This window comes from Micromonospora arborensis (assembly GCF_003205615.1).
Classification (GTDB): Bacteria; Actinomycetota; Actinomycetes; order Mycobacteriales; family Micromonosporaceae; genus Micromonospora; species Micromonospora arborensis.
Genome location: NZ_PYBV01000013.1, coordinates 53493 through 80366, shown reverse-complemented (window position 1 = coordinate 80366; position 26874 = coordinate 53493). Strand labels below are relative to the sequence as shown.

24 protein-coding genes and 1 pseudogene are annotated in these 26874 nt (G+C 72.1%); 16 read left to right on the top strand and 9 right to left on the bottom strand.

Annotation, left to right across the window (positions count from 1 at the left end; all coding sequences use genetic code 11):
• Positions 1-27: 27 nt before the first annotated feature.
• Positions 28-1101: a succinyl-diaminopimelate desuccinylase gene (dapE, locus tag C7C45_RS10915; RefSeq protein ID WP_110563510.1), complete on the top strand. Its 1074-nt coding sequence runs from the start codon at positions 28-30 to the stop codon at positions 1099-1101.
• 89 nt (positions 1102-1190) lie between these two features.
• On the opposite strand, the gene C7C45_RS34005 is transcribed toward dapE, so the two are convergent.
• On the bottom strand, positions 1191-1364 hold the full coding sequence (locus tag C7C45_RS34005; protein ID WP_167454696.1) for a hypothetical protein: 174 nt from the start codon (positions 1362-1364) through the stop codon (positions 1191-1193).
• Between the two features lie 154 nt (positions 1365-1518).
• Here C7C45_RS34005 and C7C45_RS10910 point away from each other — a divergent pair, with 154 nt between their 5' ends.
• The 7 genes from C7C45_RS10910 (at position 1519) to C7C45_RS10880 (ending at position 12637) form a co-directional block, all read left to right on the top strand.
• Entirely contained in the window at positions 1519-2382 is an 864-nt protein-coding gene (locus C7C45_RS10910) for an LOG family protein (RefSeq protein ID WP_110563509.1), read from the top strand.
• Positions 2382-2927 carry an LOG family protein gene (locus C7C45_RS10905; protein ID WP_110563508.1) on the top strand — a complete coding sequence of 182 codons (546 nt, stop codon included), beginning with the start codon at positions 2382-2384 and terminating at the stop codon, positions 2925-2927. Before C7C45_RS10910 ends, C7C45_RS10905 begins: the two co-directional genes overlap by 1 nt.
• 204 nt (positions 2928-3131) lie before the next feature.
• Entirely contained in the window at positions 3132-6812 is a 3681-nt protein-coding gene (locus C7C45_RS10900) for a PD-(D/E)XK nuclease family protein (RefSeq protein WP_110563507.1), read from the top strand.
• On the top strand, positions 6809-10192 hold the full coding sequence (locus tag C7C45_RS10895) for an ATP-dependent helicase (RefSeq protein ID WP_110563506.1): 3384 nt from the start codon (positions 6809-6811) through the stop codon (positions 10190-10192). Before C7C45_RS10900 ends, C7C45_RS10895 begins: the two co-directional genes overlap by 4 nt.
• A 226-nt stretch (positions 10193-10418) precedes the next feature.
• Positions 10419-10622: a transcription antiterminator/RNA stability regulator CspE gene (gene cspE, locus C7C45_RS10890; protein WP_007464836.1), complete on the top strand. Its 204-nt coding sequence runs from the start codon at positions 10419-10421 to the stop codon at positions 10620-10622.
• 223 nt (positions 10623-10845) lie between these two features.
• Positions 10846-12159, top strand: coding sequence for a DEAD/DEAH box helicase (locus tag C7C45_RS10885; protein WP_110563505.1), 1314 nt, complete (start codon positions 10846-10848; stop codon positions 12157-12159).
• A gap of 277 nt (positions 12160-12436) precedes the next feature.
• On the top strand, positions 12437-12637 hold the full coding sequence (locus C7C45_RS10880; RefSeq protein WP_110563504.1) for a hypothetical protein: 201 nt from the start codon (positions 12437-12439) through the stop codon (positions 12635-12637).
• Between the two features lie 107 nt (positions 12638-12744).
• Here the strand turns inward: C7C45_RS10880 and C7C45_RS10875 are convergent, their stop codons facing one another.
• From C7C45_RS10875 to C7C45_RS10860, 4 genes are read right to left on the bottom strand one after another with little or no spacing between them, the layout of a single operon-like run.
• Positions 12745-13218, bottom strand: a complete 474-nt coding sequence (locus tag C7C45_RS10875) for an RrF2 family transcriptional regulator (protein WP_110563503.1) — start codon at positions 13216-13218, stop codon at positions 12745-12747.
• Positions 13219-13221: 3 nt separating this feature from the next.
• A complete protein-coding gene (locus tag C7C45_RS10870) occupies positions 13222-14106 on the bottom strand; it encodes an ABC transporter permease (RefSeq protein ID WP_110563502.1) in 885 nt (294 codons plus the stop codon).
• Positions 14096-14875 (bottom strand): ABC transporter ATP-binding protein, encoded by a 780-nt coding sequence (locus C7C45_RS10865; RefSeq protein WP_110563501.1) that lies wholly within the window; start codon positions 14873-14875, stop codon positions 14096-14098. The genes C7C45_RS10870 and C7C45_RS10865 overlap by 11 nt, the downstream gene beginning before the upstream one ends.
• Entirely contained in the window at positions 14872-15936 is a 1065-nt protein-coding gene (locus tag C7C45_RS10860; protein ID WP_110563500.1) for an ABC transporter substrate-binding protein, read from the bottom strand. The genes C7C45_RS10865 and C7C45_RS10860 overlap by 4 nt, the downstream gene beginning before the upstream one ends.
• Positions 15937-16085: 149 nt before the next feature.
• Between C7C45_RS10860 and C7C45_RS10855 the strand changes: the two are divergent.
• The 4 genes and pseudogenes from C7C45_RS10855 to nudC form a co-directional block, all read left to right on the top strand.
• Positions 16086-16316, top strand: a pseudogene (locus C7C45_RS10855) (alkanesulfonate monooxygenase); the annotation flags it as partial.
• A gap of 10 nt (positions 16317-16326) precedes the next feature.
• Complete coding sequence (locus tag C7C45_RS10850) at positions 16327-17637, top strand: M16 family metallopeptidase (protein WP_110563499.1); 1311 nt, start codon at positions 16327-16329, stop codon at positions 17635-17637.
• A complete protein-coding gene (locus C7C45_RS10845) occupies positions 17634-18986 on the top strand; it encodes a M16 family metallopeptidase (RefSeq protein ID WP_110563498.1) in 1353 nt (450 codons plus the stop codon). Before C7C45_RS10850 ends, C7C45_RS10845 begins: the two co-directional genes overlap by 4 nt.
• Positions 18983-19942, top strand: a complete 960-nt coding sequence (gene nudC / locus C7C45_RS10840; protein WP_110563497.1) for an NAD(+) diphosphatase — start codon at positions 18983-18985, stop codon at positions 19940-19942. Before C7C45_RS10845 ends, nudC begins: the two co-directional genes overlap by 4 nt.
• A gap of 127 nt (positions 19943-20069) precedes the next feature.
• Here nudC and C7C45_RS10835 read toward each other — a convergent pair whose 3' ends face one another.
• From C7C45_RS10835 to C7C45_RS10825, 3 genes are all read right to left on the bottom strand, one after another.
• Positions 20070-20345, bottom strand: a complete 276-nt coding sequence (locus C7C45_RS10835; protein ID WP_110563496.1) for a hypothetical protein — start codon at positions 20343-20345, stop codon at positions 20070-20072.
• Between the two features lie 209 nt (positions 20346-20554).
• Positions 20555-20794, bottom strand: a complete 240-nt coding sequence (locus tag C7C45_RS10830; RefSeq protein ID WP_110563495.1) for a DUF397 domain-containing protein — start codon at positions 20792-20794, stop codon at positions 20555-20557.
• Positions 20795-20868: 74 nt separating this feature from the next.
• Positions 20869-21849, bottom strand: coding sequence for a helix-turn-helix domain-containing protein (locus C7C45_RS10825; RefSeq protein ID WP_110563494.1), 981 nt, complete (start codon positions 21847-21849; stop codon positions 20869-20871).
• 218 nt (positions 21850-22067) lie between these two features.
• Between C7C45_RS10825 and C7C45_RS10820 the strand changes: the two genes are divergently transcribed.
• Positions 22068-23363: an MFS transporter gene (locus C7C45_RS10820; protein ID WP_110563493.1), complete on the top strand. Its 1296-nt coding sequence runs from the start codon at positions 22068-22070 to the stop codon at positions 23361-23363.
• A 67-nt stretch (positions 23364-23430) separates the two neighbouring features.
• Here the strand turns inward: C7C45_RS10820 and C7C45_RS10815 are convergent, their stop codons facing one another.
• Positions 23431-23673, bottom strand: a complete 243-nt coding sequence (locus C7C45_RS10815) for a mycoredoxin (protein ID WP_110563603.1) — start codon at positions 23671-23673, stop codon at positions 23431-23433.
• Positions 23674-23765: 92 nt separating this feature from the next.
• On the opposite strand from C7C45_RS10815, the gene C7C45_RS10810 reads away from it, so the two are divergent.
• The 3 genes from C7C45_RS10810 to C7C45_RS10800 all read left to right on the top strand — a co-directional run bounded on the left by C7C45_RS10810 (position 23766) and on the right by C7C45_RS10800 (position 26798).
• Complete coding sequence (locus C7C45_RS10810; protein ID WP_110563492.1) at positions 23766-25931, top strand: ATP-dependent DNA helicase UvrD2; 2166 nt, start codon at positions 23766-23768, stop codon at positions 25929-25931.
• 155 nt (positions 25932-26086) lie between these two features.
• Positions 26087-26302: a hypothetical protein gene (locus tag C7C45_RS10805; RefSeq protein WP_425271130.1), complete on the top strand. Its 216-nt coding sequence runs from the start codon at positions 26087-26089 to the stop codon at positions 26300-26302.
• 130 nt (positions 26303-26432) lie between these two features.
• Complete coding sequence (locus C7C45_RS10800) at positions 26433-26798, top strand: WhiB family transcriptional regulator (protein WP_110563491.1); 366 nt, start codon at positions 26433-26435, stop codon at positions 26796-26798.
• The last annotated feature ends 76 nt before the right edge of the window (positions 26799-26874 follow it).

Genomic DNA, 26874 nt, shown 5'->3' with positions numbered 1-26874 from the left:
GACAAACCTGAAGGTACCGTGCGAACCATGGAGAACCCGCTGACCCCCGAGGTCCTCGCCGATCCGGTGCAGCTGACGCGCGCTCTGGTCGACATAGAGTCCGTGTCCCTCAACGAGAAGGTGATCGCCGACTGCGTCGAAGAGGTGCTGCGGGGCGTACCGCACCTCACCACCCACCGGCACGGCAACACCGTGATGGCGCGCACCGACCTCGGTCGGTCGCAGCGCGTCGTGCTGGCCGGGCACCTCGACACGGTGCCGCTGAACAACAACTTCCCGTCGACCATGCGCGGCGACCTGATGTACGGCTGCGGTACCTCCGACATGAAGTCCGGCGTCGCCTACGCGCTGCACCTGGCGGCGACGCTGCCCGATCCGCGCTACGACGTGACGTACTTCTTCTACGAGGCTGAAGAGATCGAGTCGCGGTACAACGGGCTGACCCTGGTCGGCCAGGCGTACCCGGAGTGGCTGGAGGCGGACTTCGCGGTGCTGCTGGAGCCGACGTACGGCATCGTCGAGGCCGGTTGCCAGGGCACCATGCGGGCCGTCGTGACGACCACGGGTGAGCGGGCGCACGCGGCGCGCTCCTGGCACGGTGTGAACGCCATCCACGCGGCCGGCGAGGTGCTGCGGCGCCTCCAGACGTACGAGGCGCGGCGGGTCACGATCGAGGGGTGTGACTTCCGCGAGGGCATGAACGCGGTGCGGATCGTCGGTGGCGTCGCCGGCAACGTGATCCCCGATCATTGCGAGATCGAGGTCAACTACCGGTACGCGCCGGATCGTGACCCGGCCGCCGCGGAGGAACACCTGCGGGAGGTGTTCGCTGGCTTCGAGGTGACGGTGACCGACGCGGCGGCCGGTGCGGCCCCCGGGCTCGATGCGGCTCCGGCGAGGGAGTTCCTGGCTGCGGTGGGCGCGGCGCCGATCGGCAAGCTGGGCTGGACGGACGTGGCCCGGTTCGCGGCGATGGGTATCCCCGCGCTGAACTTCGGCCCGGGCGACCCCAACCTCGCCCACCACAAGGACGAGCACGTCGAGATCAGCAAGATCCGCGATGGCGCGGCAACCCTGCACCGCTGGCTAGCCCCAGCCTGACTGCCCCCGCCCCGCCCGCGCCCCGCCCGCGCCCCGCCCCGGGTCGCGCCGGTCGCGCCCGGGTCGCGCCGGTGATCAAGAGGTTTGCGTCAGCCGGGCCCGTTGTCGGCGACGCAAACCTCTTGATCAGCTCCGGTGGGGGTGGGGGTGGGGGTGGAGGGGGCTGGGTCTTGTTGGCGGGTGCGGCGGCGTTCGGCCACCACGTCTCGGATCCGTCGCTGCATCTGGCGACGGATCCGGATCATCTCGTTGTTGCTGATCACGCTGTCTCCTCCCCCGAAGGCACGCGCCCGGGCATACCCGGTATGTGAATAGTAAGACGTATGGGGGAGTCGAATAGTTGCCCATGATCCCGAACTATTTCTCGGCGTCCGCGCCCCGCGCACCTGGCAGGTGTCGCTCCACTACGGTTGCTCCATGAGCCAGAGCAACGGGCGGGAGGCCGGTCGCGGTCCGGGACGGGAGCGGCACCGGGGCGCGGTCACGCTGCGCAGAGGGGCGATTCCGAGCAGCACCGCCGACCAGCGGTTGCTGGATTCACGCGGGCGGGACGACTGGAAGACCCGGGACGCCTGGCGGGCGCTGCGCATCCTCTCCGAGTTCGTCGAAGGCTTCGACACCCTCGCCGACCTGCCTCCGGCGGTCAGCGTGTTCGGCTCCGCACGCAGCGGACCGGACAGCGCGGAGTGCCGGCTGGCCGAGCAGGTGGGTGGCGCGCTGGCCCGGGCCGGCTACGCGGTGATCACCGGGGGTGGGCCGGGAGTGATGGAGGCCGCCAACCGCGGCGCCAGCGAGGCGGGCGGGCTCTCCGTCGGGCTCGGCATCGAGCTGCCGTTCGAGCAGGGCATCAACGAGTGGGTCGACCTGGCCATCGACTTCCGTTACTTCTTCGCCCGCAAGACGATGTTCGTCAAGTACGCCCAGGCGTTCGTGGTGCTGCCCGGTGGGTTCGGCACCATGGATGAGCTGTTCGAGGCGCTCACCCTGGTGCAGACCGGCAAGGTCACCCGGTTCCCGGTGGTGCTCATGGGGGTCGCCTACTGGCAGGGCCTGCTCGACTGGATGCGCGACACGATGGCCGCCGACGGCAAGGTCGGGCCGGTCGACCTGGAGCTGATCTGCCTGACCGACGACGTCAACGCCGCGGTCCGGTACATCGTCGAGGCCGAGGCCGCGCTCTCCGTCGAGCAGGAGGCGGTCCGCGACGAGGCCGTCGCTCGCACCGGCGCTGACCAGCAGGCCGCAGCCGTTCAGGCAGCCGACCAGCCGAGGGACAACTGATGGCGGCGATCTGTGTCTTCTGCGCCTCCTCCCGCACCCTCGATCAGCGCTGGTTGGACCTGGCCGCCGAGACCGGCGCGGAACTGGCCCGGCGCGGGCACACGCTGGTCAGCGGTGGTGGCTGCGTCGGCATGATGGGTGCGCTGGTGGACGGCGCCCGATCTGCCGGTGGGCGCACCCTGGGGGTGATCCCACAGTCACTGGTCGATCTGGAGGTCGCCGACCTGGCCTCGGACGAGCTGGTGGTGACCGACTCGATGGCCAGCCGCAAGACTCTGATGATCGACAAGTCGGACGCGTTCCTCACGCTGCCCGGCGGGCTGGGCACTCTGGACGAGTTGTTCGAGGTCTGGACCACCGCGACCCTCGCCCTGCACTCGAAGCCGATGGTGCTGATCGACACCGACGGGTTCTACCGCCCCCTGTTGGACTGGCTGGACCAGTTGGCCGACCAGCGCTTCCTCAAGCCTGCCGGCCGCGCCCTCCTGACGGTGGCACCCTCGGTCCCCGAGGCCCTGGAAGCCCTGGAGTCCCGCCTAGCCTGACCCCCGACCCACCTCCCTCCCTGCCCTCTCCCGGGCGCCTCCAGCCCGTTGATCATGGAGTTAGCGGCGCCGCTGTCGGCGTGTCGCGCCGCTAACTCCATGATCGACGTAGGTGGATGGGGTGGGGTTGGGGGAGCGGGGTGGGGTTGTGGGGTGGGTTGGTGGGGGTGGGTTGGTGTCGTATGGGCGTGATGGGATGAGCTGATGCAGGCGTACCGGTTGGTGCGGCGGGCCGGGGGGTCGGCGCCGGGGGGCGGGCCGGGCGGCGGCACCGTGGCCGACGTTGGCACCGCGATGGACGGTGGTGCCGTCGTTGGCGGTGGTGGCGCGTCCATGGGTGCTGTCCTGCCCACCGACGGGGCGGGTCTGCGGGTCGACGCGGTGCAGGCGGAGGTGGTCGGGCACACCGACGGGCCGATGCTGGTGCTCGGCGGCCCGGGCACCGGCAAGACCAGCACGCTGGTCGAGGCGGTCGCCGCCCGGGTGGCCGAGGGGGTCGACCCCGAACGGATCCTGGTGCTGACCTTCGGCCGCCGAGGCGCTACCGCGCTACGGCAGCGCATCGAGGCCCGCGTCACGCGGGACGGCCACCGGGTGCTCCGCGAGCCGCTGGTGCGCACCTTCCCGGCGTACGCCTTCGGGCTGCTCCGCCGAGCCGCCGCCGAACGAGGCGAGCCTTCGCCCCGGCTGCTCACCGGTCCCGAGCAGGATCTGATCATCCGTGAGCTGCTGGACGTCGTGGGCGAGGAGCCCGAGGACGACCCGGTCGGCTGGCCGACCGACCTGCGCCCGGCCCTACGGACCCGAGCCTTCGCCGGTCAGCTGCGCGACCTGCTCATGCGCGCCGCCGAACGCGGCGTGGGCCCGGTCGAGCTGGCCCGGCTGGGCGAGAAGCTCGGCCGCGCCGACTGGCCGGCCGCCGCCCGCTTCCTGCGGGAGTACGTCGCCGTGCTCGCGCTGCGCGACGTCAGCAACCGGGGCTCCATCGCGTACGACCCGGCTGAGCTGGTCCGGGCGGCCACCGGTCTGCTGCGCGACGACGAGGAGTTGCTGACCGCCGAGCGCCGCCGGCTCGCCCACGTGTACCTGGACGAGTTGGCCGACACCGATCCCGCCCAACTGGAGCTGCTCTCGGTGATCGCCGGCGGAGGCAAGTCGCTTGTCGCGTTCGCCGATCCGGATTCCTCCACGTACGCCTTCCGGGGCGCCGACCCGGCCGGGGTGACGACGTTCCCGCACCGCTTCCGGACCGCTTCCGGAGCGCCGGCCGCGCAGGTGCTGCTGACCACGTCGTACCGGGCCGGGCCCGCTCTGCTCGCCGCGATCGCCCGGCTGGGCCGCCGGCTGCGTGGCCCGGCCGCGCACCGCCGGCTGCACCCGCTGCCGGACGCGCCACCCGGAGTGGTCGAGGTGCACACGTTCCGCTCGGCGACCAGCGAAGCCGCCTGGCTGGCCCACGCGTTGCGCTCGGCCCACCTGCTCGACGGTGTGCCCTGGTCGCGGATGGCCGTGCTGGTGCGGTCCACCGCGTTGCAACTGCCCACCCTGCGACGGGCACTGCACGCTGCCGGCGTACCCACCGTGGTGCACGGCGAGGATCTGCCCCTGCACCTGCAGCCGGCGGTCGCGCCGCTGCTGCTCCTGCTGCGCTGCGCGTTGGAGCCGGACCGGCTTGACGAGGAGGCGGCGGTCGCGCTGCTGCACTCGTCGCTCGGCGGCGCCGACCCGCTGGCCGAGCGGCGGCTGCGGCAGGGCCTGCGTGTGCTCGCGCTGGCCGGCGGCGACCGACGCCCCTCCGGGGAGCTGATCGTCGAAGCGTTGCGCGATCCGGAGGAACTGGCCGACATCGACCGGCGCTGGGCGGAGCCGGCGCAGGCGGTGGCCGGGCTGCTGGCCATCGCCCGCGAAGCCGCCGCCCGGCCCGGTGCGACCGCGGAGGACGTGCTCTGGGCCGTGTGGCACGCCAGTGGGCTCGCCGAGCGTTGGGCGGGCGCGATCAATCAGGGGCGGCCGGCGGCCGGCGAGGGGGACCTGGCCCGGAGGCGACGAGCCGAGGCGGCCGACCGCGACCTGGATGCCGTGCTGGTGCTCTTCGACGCGGCGGCTCGGTTCACCGACCGGCTGCCCGGTGCCCGCACCGAGGTCTTCCTCGACCATGTGCTCGCCCAGGACCTGCCGGCCGACACCATCGCGCCGACGGCCGACCGGGGCGCGGCGGTACGTCTGCTCACCGCACATGCGGCGAAGGGCCTGGAATGGGACCTGGTCGCGGTGGCCGGTGTGCAGGAGGGCATCTGGCCGGACCTACGACTGCGCGGCAGTCTGCTCGGCTCCGAGCGGCTGGTCGACGTGCTGGCCGGCCGGTCTGTCGACGGTGCTACCGCGGCGAACGTGGTGGGCCAGACATCGGCGTTGCTGGACGAGGAACGCCGGCTCTTCCACGTCGCCATCAGCCGGGCCCGGCATCGGTTGCTCGTCAGTGCCGTGGCATCGGCCGCCGTCGGCGGTGACGACCACGAGGAGCAGCCGAGCCGGTTCCTGCACGAGCTGGGCCCCACCACGCCGCCCACACCGCCCAGCGCAGCCGGGCCGGTCGACCCGACCGCGCCGCCGGGTCCGCGTACCGGCCCGCAGTCGGTGGACTCCGCCAGCGGATCAGCAGGTGCCCCGACCTCGGGCGACGGCGCAATCGAGGACGCGTCCCACGGCGCAACCGAGGGCGCGGGAAGCAGCCCAACCAACGGCCCAGCCAACGGCGCGACCAACAACCCAACCAGCGGCCCGACCAGCAGCCCAACCAGCGGCGCGACCAACAACCTAACCAGCGGCGAGGGCGACGGCGACGGCGAGGGCGACCGTCCCGGGGCGCTGCCGGTGACCCGCCCGCCTCGGGCGCTCACCCTGCCGGCGCTGGTGGCCGAGTTGCGTACCGCCATCACCGACCCGGCCGCCCCGGCGGGCCGGCGGCGCGCCGCGGCGGCCGAGCTGGCCCGGCTCGCCGCCGCCGGGGTTCCCGGTGCGCACCCCGACGACTGGTGGGGGCTGCGCGGGCTTTCCGACGATCGGCCACTCGTCGACGAGGGGGATCCGGTGCGGGTCACCCCGTCGGCGATGGAGAGCGCACTGCGCTGCAGCCTGCGGTGGCTGCTGGAACGGCACGGCGGCAGCGGTCCGACCAGCACGGCGCAGGGGGTGGGCAACCTGGTCCACGCCGCCGCGATGCTCGCCGAGGACGCCAGCGCCGACCGGGGCGCTCTGCTCGACTATGTGGCCGCCCGGTTCGACGCGATCGAGCTGGCGGCCCGGTGGATGGCCGGGCCGGAGCGGGAGCGGGCCGAGGCGATGGTCGACAAGCTGCTGCGCTGGCTGGCCACCAATCCGCGTCGACTGCTCGCCATCGAGCACGAGTTCGCGGTCCGCCTGGACGACCCGAACCGGCCGGTCGACCTGACCGGTCGGGTCGACCGGTTGGAGGTCGACGAGGCCGGGCGGCTCGTGGTGATCGACCTGAAGACCGGCAAGTCCACCGCTGTCACCGGCACCGAGTTGGCCGAGCACCCGCAGCTCGGCGCGTACCAGGCCGCGGTGGAGGCGGGGGCGTTCGCCGAGTTCGGTGACGAGTCCGGGGGTGCGGCGCTGGTGCAGCTCGGCACCTCCGCCAAGGACGCCAGGGAACAGAACCAGCCGGCGGCAGGTGAAGGGCCCGCGGCCGGTTGGGCGACCGCGCTGGTCCGGCGGACCGCCGATACGATGGCAGCCGCCACGTTTGCCGCGGTGGCCAATTCGAAGTGCCGGGTCTGCCCGGTACGCACCAGCTGCCCGGTCTCCGGGCAGGGGCGTCAGGTCGTCGAGCCGCCCACCGTCCGAGGTCCGGAGAACCCGTGAGCCAGCCCACCCTGTTCGGCACCGGTCCCGCGCCGGCGCCCCGGCTGGCGGACTCCGGCCCCCGGTACACGCCGGTGGAGTTGGCCAAGCTGCTGCGGTTGCCGGCGCCCACCCGGGAACAGGCCGCGATCATCGCGGCCCCGGTGGAGCCGCTGCTGGTGGTCGCCGGCGCCGGCTCGGGCAAGACCGAGACGATGGCCGCGCGGGTGGTCTGGCTGGTGGCCAACTCGTACGTGCGCCCGGAGCAGATCCTCGGGCTGACCTTCACCCGTAAGGCGGCCGGCGAGCTGGCCCACCGGGTCCGTACGCGGCTCGATCAGCTGATCCGCAGAGTTGGCCGGCAGGGTCGTGACCCGCTGGACGATCCGCTCGCCGGTGAGCCCACCGTCTCCACGTACCACTCGTACGCGGGGCGGATCGTCTCCGAGCACGGGTTGCGGGCCGGCTACGAGCCGTCCACCCGGCTGCTCACCGAGGCGTCCCGGTGGCAGTTGGTCGACCTGTTGGTGCGTAACTACGACGGCGACATGTCCGAGGTGGACCGGATGCCGAGCACCATCACCGACGCGGTGCTGGCGCTCGCCGGGGAGCTGGACGAGCACCTGGTCGCGCCGGAGGGGTTGGCGGCCTGGACCGGTCGGTTCTTCGCCGAGGTGCAGTCCCGGCCGGGCCGGGTGTACGCCGACGTGCGCAAGGCGCTCACCCTGCAGCAGACCCGGCTACGCCTGCTGCCGCTGGTGCGGGCGTACGCCCGGCGCAAGTTGGACTTCGAGGCGATGGACTTCGCCGACCAGCTCGCGCGGGCGGCTCGGGTGGCCCGGGATCACCCGGCGGTCGGCGAGATCGAGCGGGACCGGTTCCGGGTGGTGCTGCTCGACGAGTACCAGGACACCAGTCACGCCCAGGTGGTGCTGCTCAACGCGTTGTTCGGGGGCGGGCACCCGGTGACGGCGGTGGGCGACCCCTGCCAGTCGATCTACGGTTGGCGGGGTGCCAGCGCCGGCACACTGGACCGGTTCCCCGCCGAGTTCGCCCGCGTCGACGGTCAGCCGGCCCAGGCGCTGGGGCTCACCACGAGCTGGCGTAACCGCCCGGAGATCCTGCGGGTTGCCAACGCGCTGTCGACCCCGTTGCGGGCGGCGGGTGCCCGGGTGCCGGAGCTGCGCTCCGCGCTGACCGTCCGGGACCCGATCCCGCATCGCAGCCCCGGCGGGGCCGCGGGTGGCACGGTGCACTGCGCGATGCTGACGACGTACGCGGACGAGGCGGACTGGATCGCCGACAGTGTGCTCGCCGCCTGGCGCGGCGCGGCCCGGATGCCGGGCGCCGCCCCCGAGCACATCCCGGTGGCGCAGCGCCCGACGACTGCCGTGCTGGTCCGGGTCCGCAGCCAGATTCCGGCGATCGAGTCGGCGCTGCGCGAGCGCGGCCTCCCGGTGGAGGTGGTCGGGCTCGGCGGCCTGCTGGACACCCCCGAGGTACGTGACGTGGTCTGCACGTTGCGGGTGCTGGCCGACCCGACCGACGGTGCCGCGCTGCTGCGGTTGCTCACTGGCGCCCGTTGGCGGATCGGGCCGCGTGACCTGGTGGCGTTGCACCGACGGGCACGGGCCATCGCCAACGCCCGCCGTCAGTTGGCCGCCGACGACACCTCGGAGATCACCCCCGACCTTCTGGACGAGGCGACCCTGGTGGAGGCGCTGGCCGATCTCGGGCCGGCGCAGGCGTACTCGGCGGAGGGCTTCGCGCGGCTGCGCGCGTACGGCATGGAACTGGCGTTGTTGCGCTACCGGCTGGACCAGGCCCTGCCGGATCTGATCGCGGACATCGAGCGGACCATCGGCCTGGACGTGGAGGTCGCGGTGCGGGCCGGCCGGGACGGCGCCGGCGATGCCGGCCTGGCCCGGGGTCACCTCGACGCGCTCGGTGACGTGGCGGCCCGGTTCAGCGGGGAGACGCCGGGTGCGACCCTGTCCGGCTTCCTGTCCTACCTGGCCGCCGCCGAGGACGAGGAGCGCGGTCTGGCGCCGGGTGAGGTCGAGGTGGTGGAGGGCGCGGTGCAGGTGGTCACCGCGCACGCCGCGAAGGGCCTGGAGTGGGACGTGGTGGCGGTGGCGGGGCTGAGCCGCGGGTTGTGGCCGGGGCCGGTACGCAACTCCGACCACTGGCTGGGCGGGCTGGGCGTGTTGCCGTTTCCGCTGCGTGGCGACGCCGACGGGTTGCCCGAGTTGGCGCTCGACGAGGCGGCCGACCAGCGGGCGGTGGCTCGGGCGGTCACCGACTTCACCGATGCGTGGCGGGCCCACGACGAGCGGGAGGAACGCCGGCTGACGTACGTGGCGGTCACCCGACCGCGCCGGCTGCTGCTCTGCTCGGGCTACTGGTGGGGTGAGGGCACGAAGCGGCCGCGCGGTCCGTCGGTCTTCCTGCGCGAGATTCACGATGCCTGCCTCGACGGCGGGCCGGGGCACCTGATCGACGCGTGGGCGCCGGAACCGACCCCGGATGCGACGAACCCCACGGCCGAGGTGGTGCTCCGCGCGGAGTGGCCGGCCGATCCACTGGGCGGCCGCCGGCCGGCGTTGGCCGAGGCGGCCGGGCTGGTGCGCCGTCTGCTGACCGATGGCCCGAGTTCGGTGGTCGCCGGGTCGGTCGAGCCGGAGACCGAGCCGGAGGTGGATCCGGAGGTGGCGCGCTGGCAGCGCGAGGCGGACCTGCTGCTGGCCGAGCGGGCCGAGCTGACTCGGCTCTCCGGTGCGGTCGAGGTGGCCCTGCCCGGGCAGTTGAGCGTCACCCAGTTGGTCGCGTTGCGACGCGACCCGGCGGCGCTGGCCCGTACGCTGCGCCGCCCGGTGCCAGCCGAGCCGAACCCGTACGCCCGCCGAGGCACCGCGTTCCACGCCTGGTTGGAGCAGCGCTTCGGCGCGGACCGCCTCCTGGACCTGGACGAGCTGCCCGGTGCGGCCGACGCGGATGCCGCGCCCGACGAGGCGCTGGCCGAGCTCCAGGAGCGGTTCCTGGCCAGCGAGTGGGCCGACCGGTCACCGGTGGAGGTGGAGGTCCCCTTCGCGACGGTGATCGGCGGGGTCGTGGTGCGGGGGCGGATGGACGCGGTCTTCGCCCGTCCGGGTGGGCGGTTCGACGTGGTCGACTGGAAGACCGGGGCGCAACCCACCGGGCCGGCGGCGGAGGTGGCCGCCGTGCAGTTGGCCGTGTACCGGCTGGCCTGGGCGGATCTGGCCGGTGTGCCGGTCGACCGGGTGGGCGCGGCGTTCCACTACGTCCGGCACGGGGTGACGGTCCGGCCCGCCGACCTGCTGGACGTGACGGGGCTCACGGCGATGATCGCCCAGTTGCCCGAAGATTCCGCCCAACATTGACCCGGGCGGGGAAATCCGTGGTAGGTTGACCGGGTTGCAGTTTTGGTTACCAGAGACTCTGTGTGCGCCTGGCGGGATTGTGGCCCCAGGCGCTCTTTGTTGTGTCCGGAGTTCTCCGGGCGGGGCGACCAGAAGCGACAGGCGATTCGCGCATCCCCGCGCGGAGCGCTCCTCTTCGGGCACGCAACAAGTGCGTGTCCGACGTTCCGTCAAGGAGACGAAACACATGGCTATTGGCACCGTGAAGTGGTTCAACGCTGACAAGGGCTTCGGCTTCATCACCCCGGACGGCGGCGGCGCTGACGTCTTCGCCCACTTCTCGGCGATCCAGTCCTCCGGCTACCGGAGCCTGGACGAGAACCAGCGGGTCGAGTTCGAGGTGACCCAGGGCCAGAAGGGCCCGCAGGCGGAGAACATCCGCCCGCTCTGATCTTCGGATCGGTCAGCATTACCTGTCGCGCCCTCCGGGTGTGACGGTGACGGGACCGGCCCGCCCCGCCGCCGCCTGCGCACGCAGGCGGCGGCCCGGCGGCGGGCCGGCCCGTACTCCAATCGGTTCGTGCTTGTGAGTCCTGGCTGCCTTCTCGCCGCCGGTGACAGCGCCGACTTCGGCGCCCTCCCTCGACACGTGCCGCGTCGAGGAAGGCTTCCGCATGACCACAGTTATTCCTTCTTTCGCTCATACCGGTCTGGCGCCGGCGCTGCTCACCGTGCTGACCGCGCAGGGCATCACCGAGCCGTTCCCGATCCAGTCGGCGACGCTGCCCGACTCGCTCGCCGGCCGGGACGTGCTGGGCCGGGGCCGTACCGGCTCCGGCAAGACCCTCGCCTTCGGGCTTCCGCTGCTGTCGCGCACCGCCGGCCGTAAGGCCCGCCCGGGTCGTCCGCTGGCCCTGGTGCTGGTGCCGACCCGCGAGCTGGCCCAGCAGGTCACCACCGCGCTGGCCCCGTACGCCCGCGGCGTCGGGCTGCGCTGCGCCACCGTCGTCGGCGGTCTGTCGCTGCAGCGGCAGGCGGACGCACTGCGTGCCGGCGCCGAGGTGGTCGTCGCCACCCCCGGCCGGCTGCACGATCTGATCAACCGAGGCGACGCCCGGCTCGACCAGGTCGAGATCACCGTGCTGGACGAGGCCGACCAGATGGCCGACATGGGCTTCCTGCCGCAGGTCACCAAGCTACTGGAGCAGGTCGCACCGCAGGGGCAGCGGATGCTCTTCTCCGCCACCCTGGACGGCGGCGTGGACCGGCTGGTCCGCCGCTTCCTGAGCAACCCGGTCACCCACTCGGTCGACCCGGGCACCGCCACGGTCACCGCGATGACCCACCACGTGCTGCACGTCGAGGCCGCGGACAAGCCAGACGCGCTGACCCGGATCGCCGCCCGTGAGGGCCGCACCATCCTGTTCATGGGCACCAAGCACCGCGCCGACCGGCTCGCCCGCCAGTTGCTCTCCAAGGGGGTACGCGCGGCCGCGCTGCACGGTGGCAAGTCCCAGCCGCAGCGCACCCGCATCCTGGAGCAGTTCCGCAACGGCCAGGTGACCGCTCTGGTCGCCACCGACGTGGCGGCCCGGGGCATCCACGTGGATGGCCTGGACATGGTGGTCAACGTGGACCCGCCGACCGAGGCGAAGGACTACCTGCACCGCGGCGGCCGGACCGCCCGGGCCGGCGAGTCCGGTTCCGTGGTCACCCTGGTCCTGCCGGAGCAGCGCCGGGACGTGTCCCGGCTGATGGCCACCGCCGGCATTCGGCCCGAGTCGGTCCAGGTGCGCTCCGATGGCGAGGCGCTGGCCCGGGTGACCGGTGCTCGGGAGCCGTCCGGTGTGCCGGTGACCATCGTTGCCCCGCCGGTACCCGCTGGTCGGGTACGCACCTCTGGCGGCCCGGTCGCCGACGGCGCCGCCCGGCCGGCGCACCGCGCGTCGGGTCGGTCCCGCCGCCCGCGCCGCCCGCGTACCGTCTGATCTTCTACGCGCCGTCCGACCCGCTCCGCTTCGGCTGGGCGGGTCGGTTCGTCTGTGGGGGATCCGGGCCGGTGGGTTGGCCGCCCGGTCCGGTCGCCGGGCCACCTGGTCCGCTCGTCGAACCGTCCGGCCGGTCCGCCGCGCCGTCCGGCCCACTCGTCTGAGTCGGTAATCAGCCTCGGCTGGGTCGGCTGGCCGACTGTGTGCCGGCTGTCCGTGGTCGAAGCTGACCAGCGGGGGAAAGTCGGGCGGGGGGCCCGGCGCGGGAGGGGTGACCATGGCGGGCGAAGCCGGCTCGGGTGCGCTGCGCGAACTGATCCTGGTGGTCGCGGTCGCGCTCGCCGGTCTGTTGCTCGCCATGGCCGCGGCCTTCGCACCCTGGCACGCCACCTCGGCGGGTAACGCTCCCGCTGGTCTGGTGGAGCTGCACAGCCCTGGCGACCCGAGCTCCGGCCCGGTTGTCGCACACGTGGGCTGAGCAGTGGCCGGCCGACCGGTGCCGGCGGAGGGGCAGGCCCGGTCAGGATCGGTACGAGGTGTGGTCGGGTCGGCGGGGCGCCGACCCGACCACATCGCCTCTGCCGTTCACGACGTGGTGGAGGCGTGGTCGGTCGGGGGGCGGGTGAGCAGATCGGCCAGGGTGGTGCTGTCGACCACCGTGGCGATCGCCCCGTGCACCGCCAGCCAGACATCGGTGAGCCCCGCGGCCACCCCGTGGTAGCCGGCACGCTCGGCCGGCAGGCCCCGCACCGTGGTGAGCGTGCCGCCGACCGCGCGTAACACGTCCCCGACGGTGATCTCGTCGGCTGGGCGGGTCAGCGTGTACCCGCCGTCAGCGCCGCGATGACTGTGCAGCAGGCCCGCGCGGCGCAGGTCGAGCAGGATGCCCTGCAGGAAGCTGAGCGGGATGTCCTGCACCTCGGCCAGGCTGGCCGCCTTCACCAGTTCGCCACCACCGCCACCACCACCGCCGTCACCGTTGCCGCTGGCACCGCTGGTACCGGCGGCGACGGCGAGCATCGCCCGGAGCGCATAGTCGCTGCGCGCGGAGACGTACACGGGTCAGTTGCCCGCCTGGTCGAGCACGCCCCAGCGCCGCCGGATCGCCTTGTCCGCCGCACCGAAGGCGGCGTCCACGACCAGACCGAGCACCAGGATGACGATCATGGTGGAGAGTAGCCAGGGCGCGTCGGACAGCTCGCGGGAGTAGGTCAGCTGGGCACCCAGCGAGGTCTGCGAGATGCCGACCACGAGCAGTTCACCGGCCATCAGGCTGCGCCAGGAGAACGCCCACCCCTGCTTCAGCCCGGCGACGATCGCGGGCAGGGCGGCGGGTGCGATGACGTACCGGTAGAGGTTGAGCCCTCGGGCACCCAGGTTGCGGCCGGCCCGCAGCAGCAGCGGCGGCACGTAGTCCACACCGGAGATCACGCCGTTGGCGATGGACGGCGCCGCTCCGAGCACCACCACGAAGAAGATCGCCTTCTCGCTCAGCTCGAAGAGCAGGATGGCCAGCGGGAACCAGGCGATCGACGGCATGGTCTGCAACGCCGTGATCATCGAGCCGATGGCGGCGCGCAGCACCGTGGACCGGGCCACCGCCAAGCCCAGCAGCAGGCCGACGGCTACCGAGAAGACGTACCCGAGGGCGGCCCGCCGCAACGTGGTGAGCAGGCCGTCCCAGAGCTGCGGGCCCTGGGCCTGGGCGATCAGCTCGCGGCCGACCTCCAGCGGCCCGGGCAGGGAGTACGGCGGCTTCCAGCCCGAGAGGACCACGAGCTGCCAGACGGCGATGGCGATGGCCAGCGCGGCCAACTTGGGCCAGGTGGCCGCCCAGATGCGGGCGCCCCGGGTGACCTCCTTGTCCCGGCCGGCGATCTCCAGCGCGTCGAGGCCGGAGATCTCCGCGTCGGTACGCGCCGAACTGGTGAGGGTGTCACTGGCCATGGCGGCCCACCTCCGTACGGAGCCGCTCGGTGACCTCGGCGGCGATGGCGGCGACCTCGGGGGAGTCGATCCGCCGCGGGCGCGGGATGTCCACCTCGGTGGAGTAGATGATCCGGCCGGGGCGGCTGGAGAGCAGGATGATCCGGTCGGCCAGTCGGGCGGCCTCGCGGACGTTGTGCGTGACGAAGAGCACCGAGAGCTTGCGTTCGGACCAGATCCGCTCCAGCTCGTCGTGCAGGATGTCGCGGGTCATCGCGTCCAGCGCGCCGAACGGCTCGTCCATCAGCAGCACCGGGGTTTCCAGGGCCAGGGTGCGGGCCAGTGCGACCCGCTGCCGCATGCCGCCGGAGAGCTCGTGCGGGCGCTTGCGGCCGAAGTCGGCCAGGTGCACCGTGCGCAGCAGCTCGGCGACCCGTTCGCGGCGCTCGGCCCGGGGCAGCCGGCGGAGCTTCAGCGGCACCTCCACGTTGGCGTCGACGGTCAGCCACGGGAAGAGCGCCGGCTCCTGGAACATCAGGCCCGGGTTGGCGTCGCCGGCCAGGGTGATCTGTCCACCACTGACCCGGTCCAGCCCGGCGACCAGGTTGAGCAGGGTGCTCTTGCCGCAGCCGGACGCGCCGACCAGGCAGACGAACTCGCCGGGCGCGACGTCCAGCGACACACCGTCCAGGGCCAGGACGGCGTTCGCCCCGCGCCCGTACACCTTGGTCACGCCGGAGAGCGCGACCGCGGTGGTCGCGCTTCCCGGTGTCGTCGTGGTCGACGTCATGGCTGGACGACCTCGGGCTTGCCAGCCGCCTTGAGCGCGTTGTTGAGGTACTTGAGGTCGTACAGGCCCTTGAGGTCGACCGGGTCGGTCAGCTTGACCTCGACGGCGTGGTCGAGACCGGCCTTGAGGGAGGAGGGGATCGGGTCGTTGGTGAATTCCAACGTCGGCCACGCCTGCTTGATCAGCTTCAGGTCCAGCGGCTTTCCGGTGATCTTGCCGATCGCATCGGAGATGGCCTGCTGGGCCTCGTCGGGCTTGGTGTTGACGAACTCGTTGGCGGCCACCTGGCCGTCGACCAGCTTCTGCACCACGTCCGGGTGTGCCTTGAGGAACTTCGTGCTGACCAGCAGGTTGGTGATGACGAACTTCTTGTCCGGCCAGAGGTCGCGCTCGTCGACGAGCAGCTTGCCGCCGGCGTTCAGGAGTTGCGAGACGAACGGCTCGGGCACCCAGGCGCCGTCGATCGCGCCGCTTCGGAACGTCTCCAGGGTCTGGGCGTTCTGCTGCGGGACGATCTTGACGTCGCCACCACCCTCCTTGGTGGTGGTCAGACCCTGCTGCTTGAGCCAGTACCGGATCGCCACGTCCTGGGTGTTGCCCAGCTGCGGGGTGGCGATCTTCTTGCCCTTCAGGTCCTGCACGCCCGTGATGGCGGGCTTGACGACCAGCGCCACGCCGCCGGAGGCCGCGCCGGAGATGACCCGGACGGCCTCCCCCTTGGACTTGGAGAAGGCGTTCACGGTCGGGTTCGGACCGATGTAGGTGGCGTCCAACGCGCCGGAGAAGACGGCCTCGATGGCCTCCGGGCCGGCGTTGAAGGTCTTCGGGTCCAGCTTGACGTCGGCACCGAGCTTCTCGGCGAAGATGCCCTTCTCCACGCCGACGACCGCCGGCGCGTGGGTGATGTTGGGGAAGTAGCCGAGACGCAGCGTCACCGGGCCGGAGCTGCCACCCGTGCCGTCGCTGTCGTCGCCGCACGCGGCGGTGCTGCCGAGGGTCGCCGCGCCGACGGCGGTGAGGGTGGCCAGGGTGACCAACCGGCGCAGGGGGAGCCGTCTCATCGTCCATCCAATCCGCAGTATTCCTACTTAGTTGGTAGGAAGAGTGGGCCAGGCGCTGGTCAGCGTCAAGGTCCGTCCAGATGACGGGAAGCCGCGTCTCAGATATGTCGGTATTTCCTACCAGCTTGCTAGGGCACGGGCAGGGAGGCGGCGTCGGCCTGGTCCGCGAGGGCGCCGGCACCGCGCTGGTCGGCAGCTACGCCGAGGTCGCGGCCCGGATCGACGAGTACGCCTCGCTCGGCGTCGACGAATTCGTCCTCTCCGGGTGGCCGCACCGGGAGGAGGCCGAGCGGGTCGGCGCCGAGGTGCTGCCCCTGGTCACCGCCCCGGTGGCGGCGGCTCCGGGGAGGTCGCGGGTGGCGGCGGTGCCGACGCGCTAGGGTCGGTTCCGTGGCGGCGCGGAGATCCAGAATTCCAGCGACGAAGTATCCGGTCGAGCGGTTCACCCTCGACAACGGCCTGCGGGTGGTGCTCACCCCCGATCGCAGTGCACCGGTGATCGGGGTGGCGGTCGTCTACGACGTCGGCATCCGTTCCGAGCCGGAGGGGCGCACCGGCTTCGCCCATCTCTTCGAGCACCTGATGTTCCAGGGCTCGGAAAACCTGGAGAAGCTGGCCCACTTCCGGCATGTGCAGGGTGCCGGTGGCACCTTCAACGGCTCCACCCACCTGGACTACACCGACTACTTCGAGACGCTGCCGAGCAACGCGCTGGAACGCGCGCTGTTCCTGGAGGCGGACCGGATGCGCGGCCCCCGGCTGACCGAGGAGAACCTGCGCAACCAGGTCGACGTGGTCAAGGAGGAGATCCGGGTCAACGTCCTCAACCGGCCGTACGGCGGCTTCCCCTGGCTGACCCTGCCGCCGGTCATGTTCGACACCTTCCCGAACGCGCACGACGGCTACGGCTCCTTCGACGATCTGGAGTCGGCGACCGTCGCCGACGCCGCCGACTTCTTCCGCCGCTACTACGCCAGCGGCAACGCGGTCCTCGCCGTCAGCGGTGACATCGACGTGGCCGAGGCGACCGAACTGGTCAACCGCCACTTCGGCGACGTCCCGGCCCGGCCGGCTCCGCAGCGGCCCGACTTCACCGAGCCCGACCTGACCGCCGAGCGGCGTACCTCGTACACCGATGCCCTGGCACCGCTGCCGGCGGTGGCCGGCGCCTGGCGGGTGCCCGACCCGATCACCGACTTCGCCGGCTACCTGCCGTACGTGGTGCTGGCCGAGGTGCTCACCGACGGCGACGCGTCGCGGCTGGTCGAGCGCCTGGTGCAGCGTGACCGCACGGTGACCAGCCTCGGCGGTTACCTCGGCTTCATGGGCGACCCGTTCGACGTACGCGATCCCACCGCACTGCTGTTGCAGGCGCACCTGCCACCCGGGGGAGACGTGGACAAGGTGCTGCGCACCATCGACGAGGAGCTGGACCGGCTGGCCAGCGACGGGTTGACCGACGGCGAGCTGGCCCGTACCCAGGCCCGGATGGCGACCCACCTGCTACGGGACACCGACGCGGTGCTCGGCCGGGCGCTGCGGATGGCGGTGCTGGAGCAGCAACGCGGCGAACCGGGCCTGCTCAACGAGCTGCCCCGGCTGGTCGGCGAGGTCACCGAGGAGCAGGTCCGGGCCGCCGCGGCCACCCTGCGCCCGGAGCGCCGGGCCGCGATCGAGGTCATTGCCGGAGGCGCCCGATGAGCACTGCTACTGCCACCACCGCTTCCGCCGGGCCACGAACGCTGCCCCCGCTCGGCCCGACCCGCAAGCTCAAGGTGCCCAAGCAGGCCGAGCGCACGCTGCGCAACGGCCTCACCGTGATCGCCGTACGCCGGCCCGCCGTGCCCCTGGTCGAGTTGCGGCTCTGGGTCCCGTTCGGTCGGGTCCACCTGGCCCGCGGTGCGATGCTCTCGCAGACCATGTTGTCCGGCACCGAGTCGATGACCAGCGTGCAGATCGCCGCCGAGTTGCAGAAGGTGGGTGGCGGGCTCTCCGCGGGCGTCGACCCGGACCGGCTGATGCTCTCCGGTGCCGGCCTGGTCACTGGTCTGGACCGGATGCTGGAGCTGTTGGCCGAGGTGCTGACCAGCGCCAGCTATCCCAGCGACGAGGTGGCCACCGAACGGGACCGACTTGTCGACCGGATCCAGGTGGCGCAGAGTCAGCCGGCGCACCTGGCCCGAGAGGCGCTGCTGAAGCGGGTCTACGGCCGGCACCCGTACGCGACCCAGACCCCGGAGCCCGGCCAGATCCGCGCCGTCCGGCCGGCGGCGCTGCGCACCCTGCACTCGGAGCGTGTTCACCCGGCCGGTGCGCAGTTGGTGCTGGTCGGCGACGTGCAGCCGGAGAAGGCCCTGGACGCGGCCGAGCGCGCCCTCGGCGGTTGGGCGGGCGCTGGGCGCACCGCCGAGTTGCCGGCGACCCCGCCGCTGGAGCCGGGGCCCCTGCTGTTGGTCGACCGGCCCGGCTCGGTGCAGTCCTCGCTGCGGATCGCGCTTCCGGCGGTGTCCCGCACGGACCCCGACCACGCCCCGCTGCAACTGGCCAACCTGATCTTCGGCGGCTACTTCTCCTCCCGGTGGGTGGAGAACATCCGCGAGGACAAGGGCTACACGTACGGCCCGCACTCGGGGATCGAGCACTCGGTCGCCGGGTCGGTGCTGGTCGCCGCCGCCGAGGTGGCCACCGAGGTGACCGGCCCGGCGTTGCTCGAGACGACGTACGAGCTGGGTCGGCTGGCGTCGCTGCCGCCGAAGCCGGAGGAGTTGGAGCAGGCCCGTCAGTACGCCCTGGGCACCCTCCAGCTCGGCATGTCGACCCAGGCCGGGTTGGCGGCGTTGACCAGCGCGTACGCGGGCAACGGGCTGCGCCTGGACTTCCTCGCCGAGTACGCGGCGAGGCTGGCGAAGGCGAGCATCGATGACGTCGCGCAGGCGGCGGCCCGATACCTTGCGCCGGCCCGTGCGGCGATCGTGGTGCTCGGCGACGCAGAGCGGGTCACGCCGGGGCTGTCCGCGCTGACCACCGTCCACACCGAGCCGTTGTCGTGAGCGGGGAGGCGGCGCCGCCGTTGGCCCGGACCACGCTGGATCGGGCGGCACACCGGCGGGGTGACGCGCAGTGGTTGACCGAGGCGTGGCTGCGTGCCCGGGTGCTGCTGCTCGACTCGACCAACGAGGGGCGGACGCTGGCCCGTGCGGGCACGTCGCCTCCGGCGTTGGTGCTGTTCGGCTCGGCGGATGTGCCCGCCGGGTCCGAGTCGACGGCGATGTTCCTCGGTGTCGAGCCGGACGGGGTGCCGGTCTTCGCGGTCGACGCGCCGCTGCCGGAGCTACCGGGGACCCGGGCGGTCAACCTGCGCGAGGTGGGTCACCTGCTCGCCGACCGGGAGGCCGGCATCTTCACCACCGCGCTGGCGCTGGTGAACTGGCACACCCGGCACGGCTACTCGACGAGCAGCGGGGCACCGACCGCGATGGACGAGGCCGGTTGGTCCCGGGTGGACCGCAACGGTGGGCGGATCTGGCCGCGTACCGATCCGGCGATGATCGTGCTGGTGCACGACGGCGTGGACGGCCCGGACGGGCGCTGCCTGCTCGGCAACAACGCCAGTTGGCCGGGCACCCCGGGTGGTCGGCGCTACTCCTGCCTGGCCGGCTATGTCGAGCCGGGCGAGTCGGCGGAGGCCGCCGTGCTGCGCGAGGTCCGCGAGGAGGTGGGCATCGCCGTCGAGCGCATCGGGTACGTGGGCAGCCAGGCGTGGCCTTTCCCCGGTTCGCTGATGCTCGGCTTCCTGGCCACCGCGGACCCGACCGATCCGGTGCAGGTCGACCCGTCCGAGATCGCGTACGCCCGGTGGTTCTCCCGCCGGGAGATCGGTGCGGCGCTGGCCGGGCAGACGGTGGACGTGGGCGACGGGGCCCGGCTGATCCTGCCGCCACCGTCGTCGATCGCGCTGTTTCTCATCCACCGTTGGCTGGACGGCTGGGTGGACGCCGACCGGTGAGCACGGTCCCGACCCGTGGCCGCCGTTGCCGCGGCGGTCACGGGCCGGGAACACGGGCCGTCGTGGTCGGCGGGTGCGAGTAACGCGGCGGGGGAGCCGGTCCGACCACGACGGACGTCCGGTGCAATCAGGGGCCGGTGCGGCCTGGTCTGTTGCGGAAGGCGGGTCGGGGCTCGCTCAGCGGCAGGACCTTGACCCGTTGCTTGCCGGCGCGGACCGCGCCGACCGTGGCCAGGGCGCGGGCCAGCAGTAGTGCGGCGTCCCGGTCCTCGGCGTGCACGATCTGCCGTCGCGGCTCGGGCGTGGTCGTCTCGTCGCGAAGTCGATGGCCGTCCGCCCAGGCGGCGGCGATGTCCCCGTCGGCGACGGTGCGGATGTCGGTGCGAACGATCAGGAACCGCATGAGGGTCTCCGGATGAACCGCGAGATGAGCCAGTGTGGAAGTTCCACGTATTCGAGGGCCATGTTACGCCGCGTGTTCATTCCAGCAACGCAAACGCGCCTATCGGTTTTGAGCCTCGTCCGATCATCCGATGGCTGCTCAGCGGGCGTGGGCGGGCAAACGAGACGGGGCCGCCGGCATACGCCGACGGCCCCGTCCGGGTCACCGGGTCAGTTCAGATCGAACTGGCCACTCTTCGCTCCGGTGATGAAGCCGAGCCAGCCGGCCCGGTTGAACAACAGCACCGGGCCGCCTCGGTCCTTGCTGTCGCGCAGCGCGACCGCAGACGGGCCGGTGGCCAGTGGGGCGACCTCCACGCAGTTGGAGGTCTGGCTGCGTGTGCTGGTACGCCACGGGGCGTCCGCCAACGAGTGGGCGGAGACGGACGGCGTTGTGCGGATGTCGTTCATGGTTCTGCTCCTGATGTGAACCGATCCGATGGGACGAGTGGTGCCGCACGCCCCGACGGAGGGTCCCCCGTGGATCACCGGTCCGTCAGCCGCCCCGAATCACGGCGGCGTTGGGTCGGCGCCGTTGCCGGCCCGAACGCCACTGTGGATGGGGGCACCGCCTCGGTCAGCCGCCCCGTCGCCTCGATCAGCCAAGAGAGGGTGTCCGATTTGCTAAGTGCTGCCGTGCATAGCCACTCGAACACCACTTTATAGCTATTTAGCGTGATCGCCTCGGTCGACATGACGTCGGTGAAGCCACCTTCGATGGCCAATGTCTCCGGATCGAGGGGGTCGGCGAACCGGTAGACGGAGAACGCGGTCGGCGGAAGGTACCAATTGCCCACCTGGGTGTCCCGCAGGAGTACGTGCAGAGTCACGTTGGGTAGCTGCGCCAGATGGCAGAGCTGGACCAGTTGCTCGCGCAGCACCTCCGGCGGCCCGGCGCGGCGGCCGACGAGGGCCGCCTCCTCCAGGACCGCGGTGTAGCGCGGCGCGTGTGGCTCCCGGGTGAGCAGCGACTGGCGGGCCATTCGCGCCTGGACCTCGGTCTCGGGCTCGTCGCCAGGCTCCGGTTCACCGGCGCCCGCGCTCACCTCGCGAGCCGAGACGATCCGGACCTGCGCGTACTCGGGGGTCTGCAACAGGCCCGGCACCAACACCGGGTTGTACTCGGAAATCTCCGCGCAGCCCGCCTCCAACTCGGCCCAGCTGCGCTGCTGCTGCGTCATCACCGGGAAGTTCTTCAACCAGACCTTGATGTCGCCGGCCTCAGCGAACGCGAGCAACTCTTCCTGCACCGCCGCGTCGGCACCGTAGAGGTCGAGCAGAACCCCGACGTCCTGCGGGTCCGGCCGACTGCGGCCGTTCTCCAGGCGGGACAGTTTGGACGCGGACGCCCAACCGATTCGTTCGATGACCTGGTCACCGGTGAGGCCCGCAGCCTCGCGCAGGCGGCGCAGGTCTACGCCCAACCGTCGACGACGCATGATCGGGCCGGGTGAGGCAGGAGGCACAGTGTCCTCTTTCCCGTCGACCGCCGCAGACGCGACGGTAACTGTATGAAATTCGCCCCCCACGGTCAGTATGGACGGCGCGACCGGCGTCGGAGGTACCGGCGGGGGCGTGTCTTGCGAAAAATGGACCACAGGTACGCCGGATGACGACGGACCTGCGGTCGCAGCCCCGTCGACCATGCCCAGCCGGGCACGCCATCCCGCCGGAGGAACCCCTCATGCGCACCGTCCTGCGCCGACCCGACTTCCGCCTGCTCTTCGGCGGCCTGCTGGCCAGCATGACCGCCGAGTCGATCCTGCTGCTCGCGCTCGCTATCTGGGTCAAGGATCTGACCGGCTCCAACGGGCTCGCCGGCGGCACCATCTTCGCCGTCGTCGCCCCGATGACGCTGGCGCCGCTGATCGGCTGGTTCGTCGACCGCTGCCCACGCCGGCCGTTCTTCGTCGCCGCGAACGTGGTCACCGCGGCGCTGCTCACCCCGCTGTTCACCGTCGCGGACGCCGGTGACGTGTGGATCGTCTACCTGGTGGCGGCCCTGTATGGCCTGTCCTCCATCACACTCGGCGCGGCGCTCAGTGGGCTCATCCGGGAGTTGGTACCGGTCGAGCTGCTGGCCGAGGCGAACGGCGTGCTGCAGACCGTACGCCAGGGGATGCGGCTGATCGGCCCGCTGGCCGGCGCGGCGCTCTACGCGGCCCTCGGTGGGTGGGCGCTGGCCGGGATCGGCATGGTCGGATTTCTGACCGCGGCGGCGGTGGTGACGGCGCTGCCCACCCCGCAACAGGTGCCGCCGACCATGCGGTTGCGCTGGCCCGCCGAGTTGGGCGCCGGTCTGCGGCACCTGGCCGGCGAGCCGGCTCTGCGTCGGGCCCTGCTCGGCTACGGGCTCGGGTCGCTGGTGATGGGCTTCAGCGAGTCGCTCATCTTCGCCTACGTCGACCAGGGGCTGAACCGTGACGCCGCGTTCGTGGGAGTGCTGGTCACCGTGCAGGGTGTGGGCGGGCTGCTCGGCGGGCTCTGCTCACCGGCGCTGGTCCGCCGGCTCGGGGAGGTCGGCACCCTGGCCGCCGGGGTGGCCTTCTTCTCCCCGGCCGCGCTCGTGCTCGCGTACCCCGATCTCCGGCTCGCCTTCGCCGCGGTGCTGCTGGCCGGCGTCTCGCTTCCGCTGACGATGGTGGGGCTGCACACGCTGATCCAGCGCCGGACCCCGCCCGCGCTGGTCGGTCGGGTGGCTGCGGCCACCCAGGCCGTGGTCAGCGGGCCGCAGGCGCTCTCCATCGGGGCGGGCGCCCTGCTGGTCGGGTTCCTGGACTACCGGGTGCTGTTCGCGCTGGTCGGAGTGGCCACGCTGGCCGCCGGCAGCTACCTCTGGCGGGGTCGGCACCTGAGCGCGCCAGCCGGCACCCGCCCGCCCACGCCGCCGACCCGCCCGACCCTCCCGGCGCCCCGGCGGTCAACCGAGGACGCCGACCGGCCGGTGACGACCGGCACCCACCGGCGTACGCCAGGGTGACCGATACCGGACACGACGAGCGGCCGCCCCAAGTGGGACGACCGCTCGTCGAGAATGACCCGGTCGGTCAGGCGTTGAGGGTCTCCAGGTGTTGCTTGACCTGAGTGATCGAGGGGTTCGTCAGGGCGCTGCCGTCGGCGAAGCGCAGCGTCGGCACCGTCTGGTTGCCGCCGTTGACGCGCATCACGAACTCCGCGGCCTCCGGGTCCTGCTCGATGTCGACCACCTCGTACCCGATGCCTTCCCGGTCGAGCTGCGACTTGAGCCGGTGGCAGTAGCCGCACCAGGGGGTGGAATACATCGTCAGCATGGTCGGATCCTCCAACTCCTCCGGCCGCGGCTTGCGGATCAAGCCGAGGCTGTTCGCTGCAACGCTCGGAGGAGCTGAGATGATTCCTGGTTGTGGTGGTTCACTCAGCGTCGGAACAGGTGCTCGCCGGGCTGGACCCGGAGCAACGCTCCGCGGTGACCGCACCCGCCGGCCCGGTCTGCATCCTGGCCGGCGCCGGCACCGGCAAGACCCGGGCGATCACCTCCCGGATCGCCCATCGGGCGCTTTCCGGCGAGATCTCCCCCCGGCATGTGCTCGCGGTCACCTTCACCGCCCGCGCCGCCGCCGAGATGCGGAGCCGGCTCACCGTGCTCGGGGTGGGTGGTGTCCAGGCCCGCACGTTCCACGCGGCGGCGCTGCGCCAGGTGCGATACTTCGCGCCCCGCCTGCTGGCCGGCCGCGCCATGCCCGAACTGCTGGACAGCAAGGTACGGCTGGTCACCCTCGCCGCGGCCCGGGTCGGCCTGCGCACCGACCGGGCCGCCGCGCGCGACCTGGCCGGCGAGATCGAGTGGGCCAAGTCGTCCCTGGTCGAGCCGACGGACTACGTGGTGTCCGCGGCCCGGGCGCTGCGCGACACACCGCACGAGCCGGCGAAGGTCGCCGAGGTGTTCACCGCGTACGAGCAGCTCAAACGCTCGAACGGCGTGATCGACTTCGAGGACATGCTGCGTGCCGCGGTGTGGGGCATCGAGGAGCACCCGGATGTCGGCGAGCAGGTCCGCGGCCAGTACCGGCACTTCGTGGTCGACGAGTACCAGGACGTCAACCCACTGCAGCAGCGGTTGCTGGACGCCTGGCTGGGCGGACGCAACGACCTCACCGTGGTCGGTGACGCCAGCCAGACGATCTACTCGTTCACCGGGGCGACCTCGGCGTACCTGGTCGACTTCCCCCGCCGGTACCGGAGCGCCACCGTGGTCCGGCTGGTCCGCGACTACCGCTCCACGCCGCAGGTGGTCGGGCTCGCCAACGCGGTGATCTCCCAGGCCCGGGGCACCGAGGCGCGGCTGCGGCTGGAGCTGAGCGGGCAACGCCCACCCGGCCCCGAGCCGGATCTGCGGATCTTCACCGACGAGCCGGCCGAGGCGAACGCGGTGGCCGCACGCTGCCGGTCGCTGATCGACGCGGGCACACCGGCGAAGGAGATCGCCGTGCTGTTCCGGATCAACGCGCAGTCCGAGGCGTACGAGAAGGCGCTCACCGAGGCCGCGGTGCCGTACGTCGTGCAGGGCGCCGAACGGTTCTTCGAGCGGGCCGAGGTGCGCCAGGCGATGGTCGCGTTGCGTGCTGCCACCCGCTCCATCCCGGGGGAGACTCCGCTGCCGGCCGCCGTCGTCGAGGCCCTCACCGCGGTCGGCTGGGCCCCCGACGCACCCCCGGCCGGTGGCGCCGCCCGCGAGCGGTGGGAGGCGCTGTCCGCGCTGGTCCAGCTCTCCGAGGAGTACGCGGCCACCCCCGAGGTCGTGCCGATCGGTGAGGCCGCGTCGGTGGAGCGCCCCGTCACCCTCTCCGACTTCACCGAGGAACTGGCCCGTCGGGCCGCCCAGCAGCACGTACCGACGGTGGACGGGGTGACCCTCGCGTCGCTGCACTCGGCCAAGGGGCTGGAGTGGGACGCCGTCTTCCTGGTCGGCCTCGCCGAGGGCACCCTGCCAACCACCTACGCCAAGACCGTCGAGCAGGTCGAGGAGGAGCGTCGGCTGCTCTACGTCGGGATCACCCGCGCGCGGCAGTGGCTCTGGTTGTCGTACGCCGCCGCGCGCTCGCCGGGCGGGCGAGCCCGGCGGCCGTCGCGGTTCCTGCCCCAGCTCGACCGCTCCGGCGGCACCGAACGGGCCGTCAGCGGCGCTGGTCCGGCCCGCCGCCCCGAGCGGCGTCGAACCCAGATCGTCTCCTGCCGGATCTGCGGCGCCACCCTGCTCGCCGGCCCGGACCGCAAGCTCGGCCGCTGCCCCACCTGCCCGTCCGACATCGACGATGAGCTGCACGAACGGCTGCGCGAGTGGCGGCAGCGGGTCGCCGGGGCGCAGAAGGTCCCGGCGTACGTGGTCTTCACCGACGCGACGCTGATCGCGCTGGCCGAGCGACGACCCGGCCGATCGGAGGAATTGATCGCCATCGCCGGTATCGGCCCCCGCAAGCTGGGCCTGTACGGGGAGTCGGTGTTGGCGTTGGTGGGGGGCGCGGGGGTGGACGACGTCTGCCCGGAGAAAACTTTCGAAATCTCGTCGTAAATTCGTTTGCCCTCGCCCCCGGGCGAGGAATAGCCTCAGAACACACCACGCGAGCGGCGCCATTCCGGCTGCTCACGGGGGTTGGTCCAGTCGATTCGAGGAACGTGAGGGAGGTGGCCACCGTGGAGATCTTCACCTATGAGCGTCTGACGGCGATGCCGTCTGTCTGCGCTCCGCTGTCGGCTGTCCGGGTGGCCCTCGCGGCTGCACGACCGTCGGTTCCGCAGGTGCACCAGGTTCAGTCCGAGCTGACCCTGACCGTCGCGCCCACCGGAGTCGAAGGGACCAGTGGCTTCACGGGCAATGGCATCCGGGTCGCCAAGAAGCGCATGGATGTCCGCGGCGTTCCACCTCGAGGTAAACCGGTCTGACCATCAGACACCGGCTCACCTCGAGGCCGCGGAACCCGCTTACCGGGATCCGCGGCCTCAGTTTTTTGCCCGCCGTAAGTACGTCGGAATGCGATCCACGAGATCGAAGTGAGAGAGAGGTGACCGGGAGATGAGTCTGGCGTTGGCCCCCCTCGACGTGAGCGTCGAGATGGAGGCGAACCTGCCCTGCCGGAAGTTCGACCCCGACCTGTGGTTCTCCGACTCGCCTGCCGAGCTCGAGCTGGCCAAGTCGCTCTGCGGGGACTGCCCGCTGCGCGTCGAGTGCCTGGCCGGGGCGGTGGAGCGGGCCGAGCCGTGGGGCGTCTGGGGCGGCGAGATCTTCGAGCGTGGCGCGGTTGTCCCGCGTAAGCGGCCCCGTGGCCGTCCGCGTAAGGAGGACGTCGCCCGCGACGCCGCGCTTCGGGTCGAGGCCGAGGCACGCTTGGCGGCCACCGGGCTGTCCGAGGTGCGTGGCGCGGTCCGGCTGGCAGCCTGACATGTTCCCGACCCGTACCAACTACGCCGGTGTCACACCGGCAGTGAGCGAGAAGACGATGTTCAACCTCCCGAGT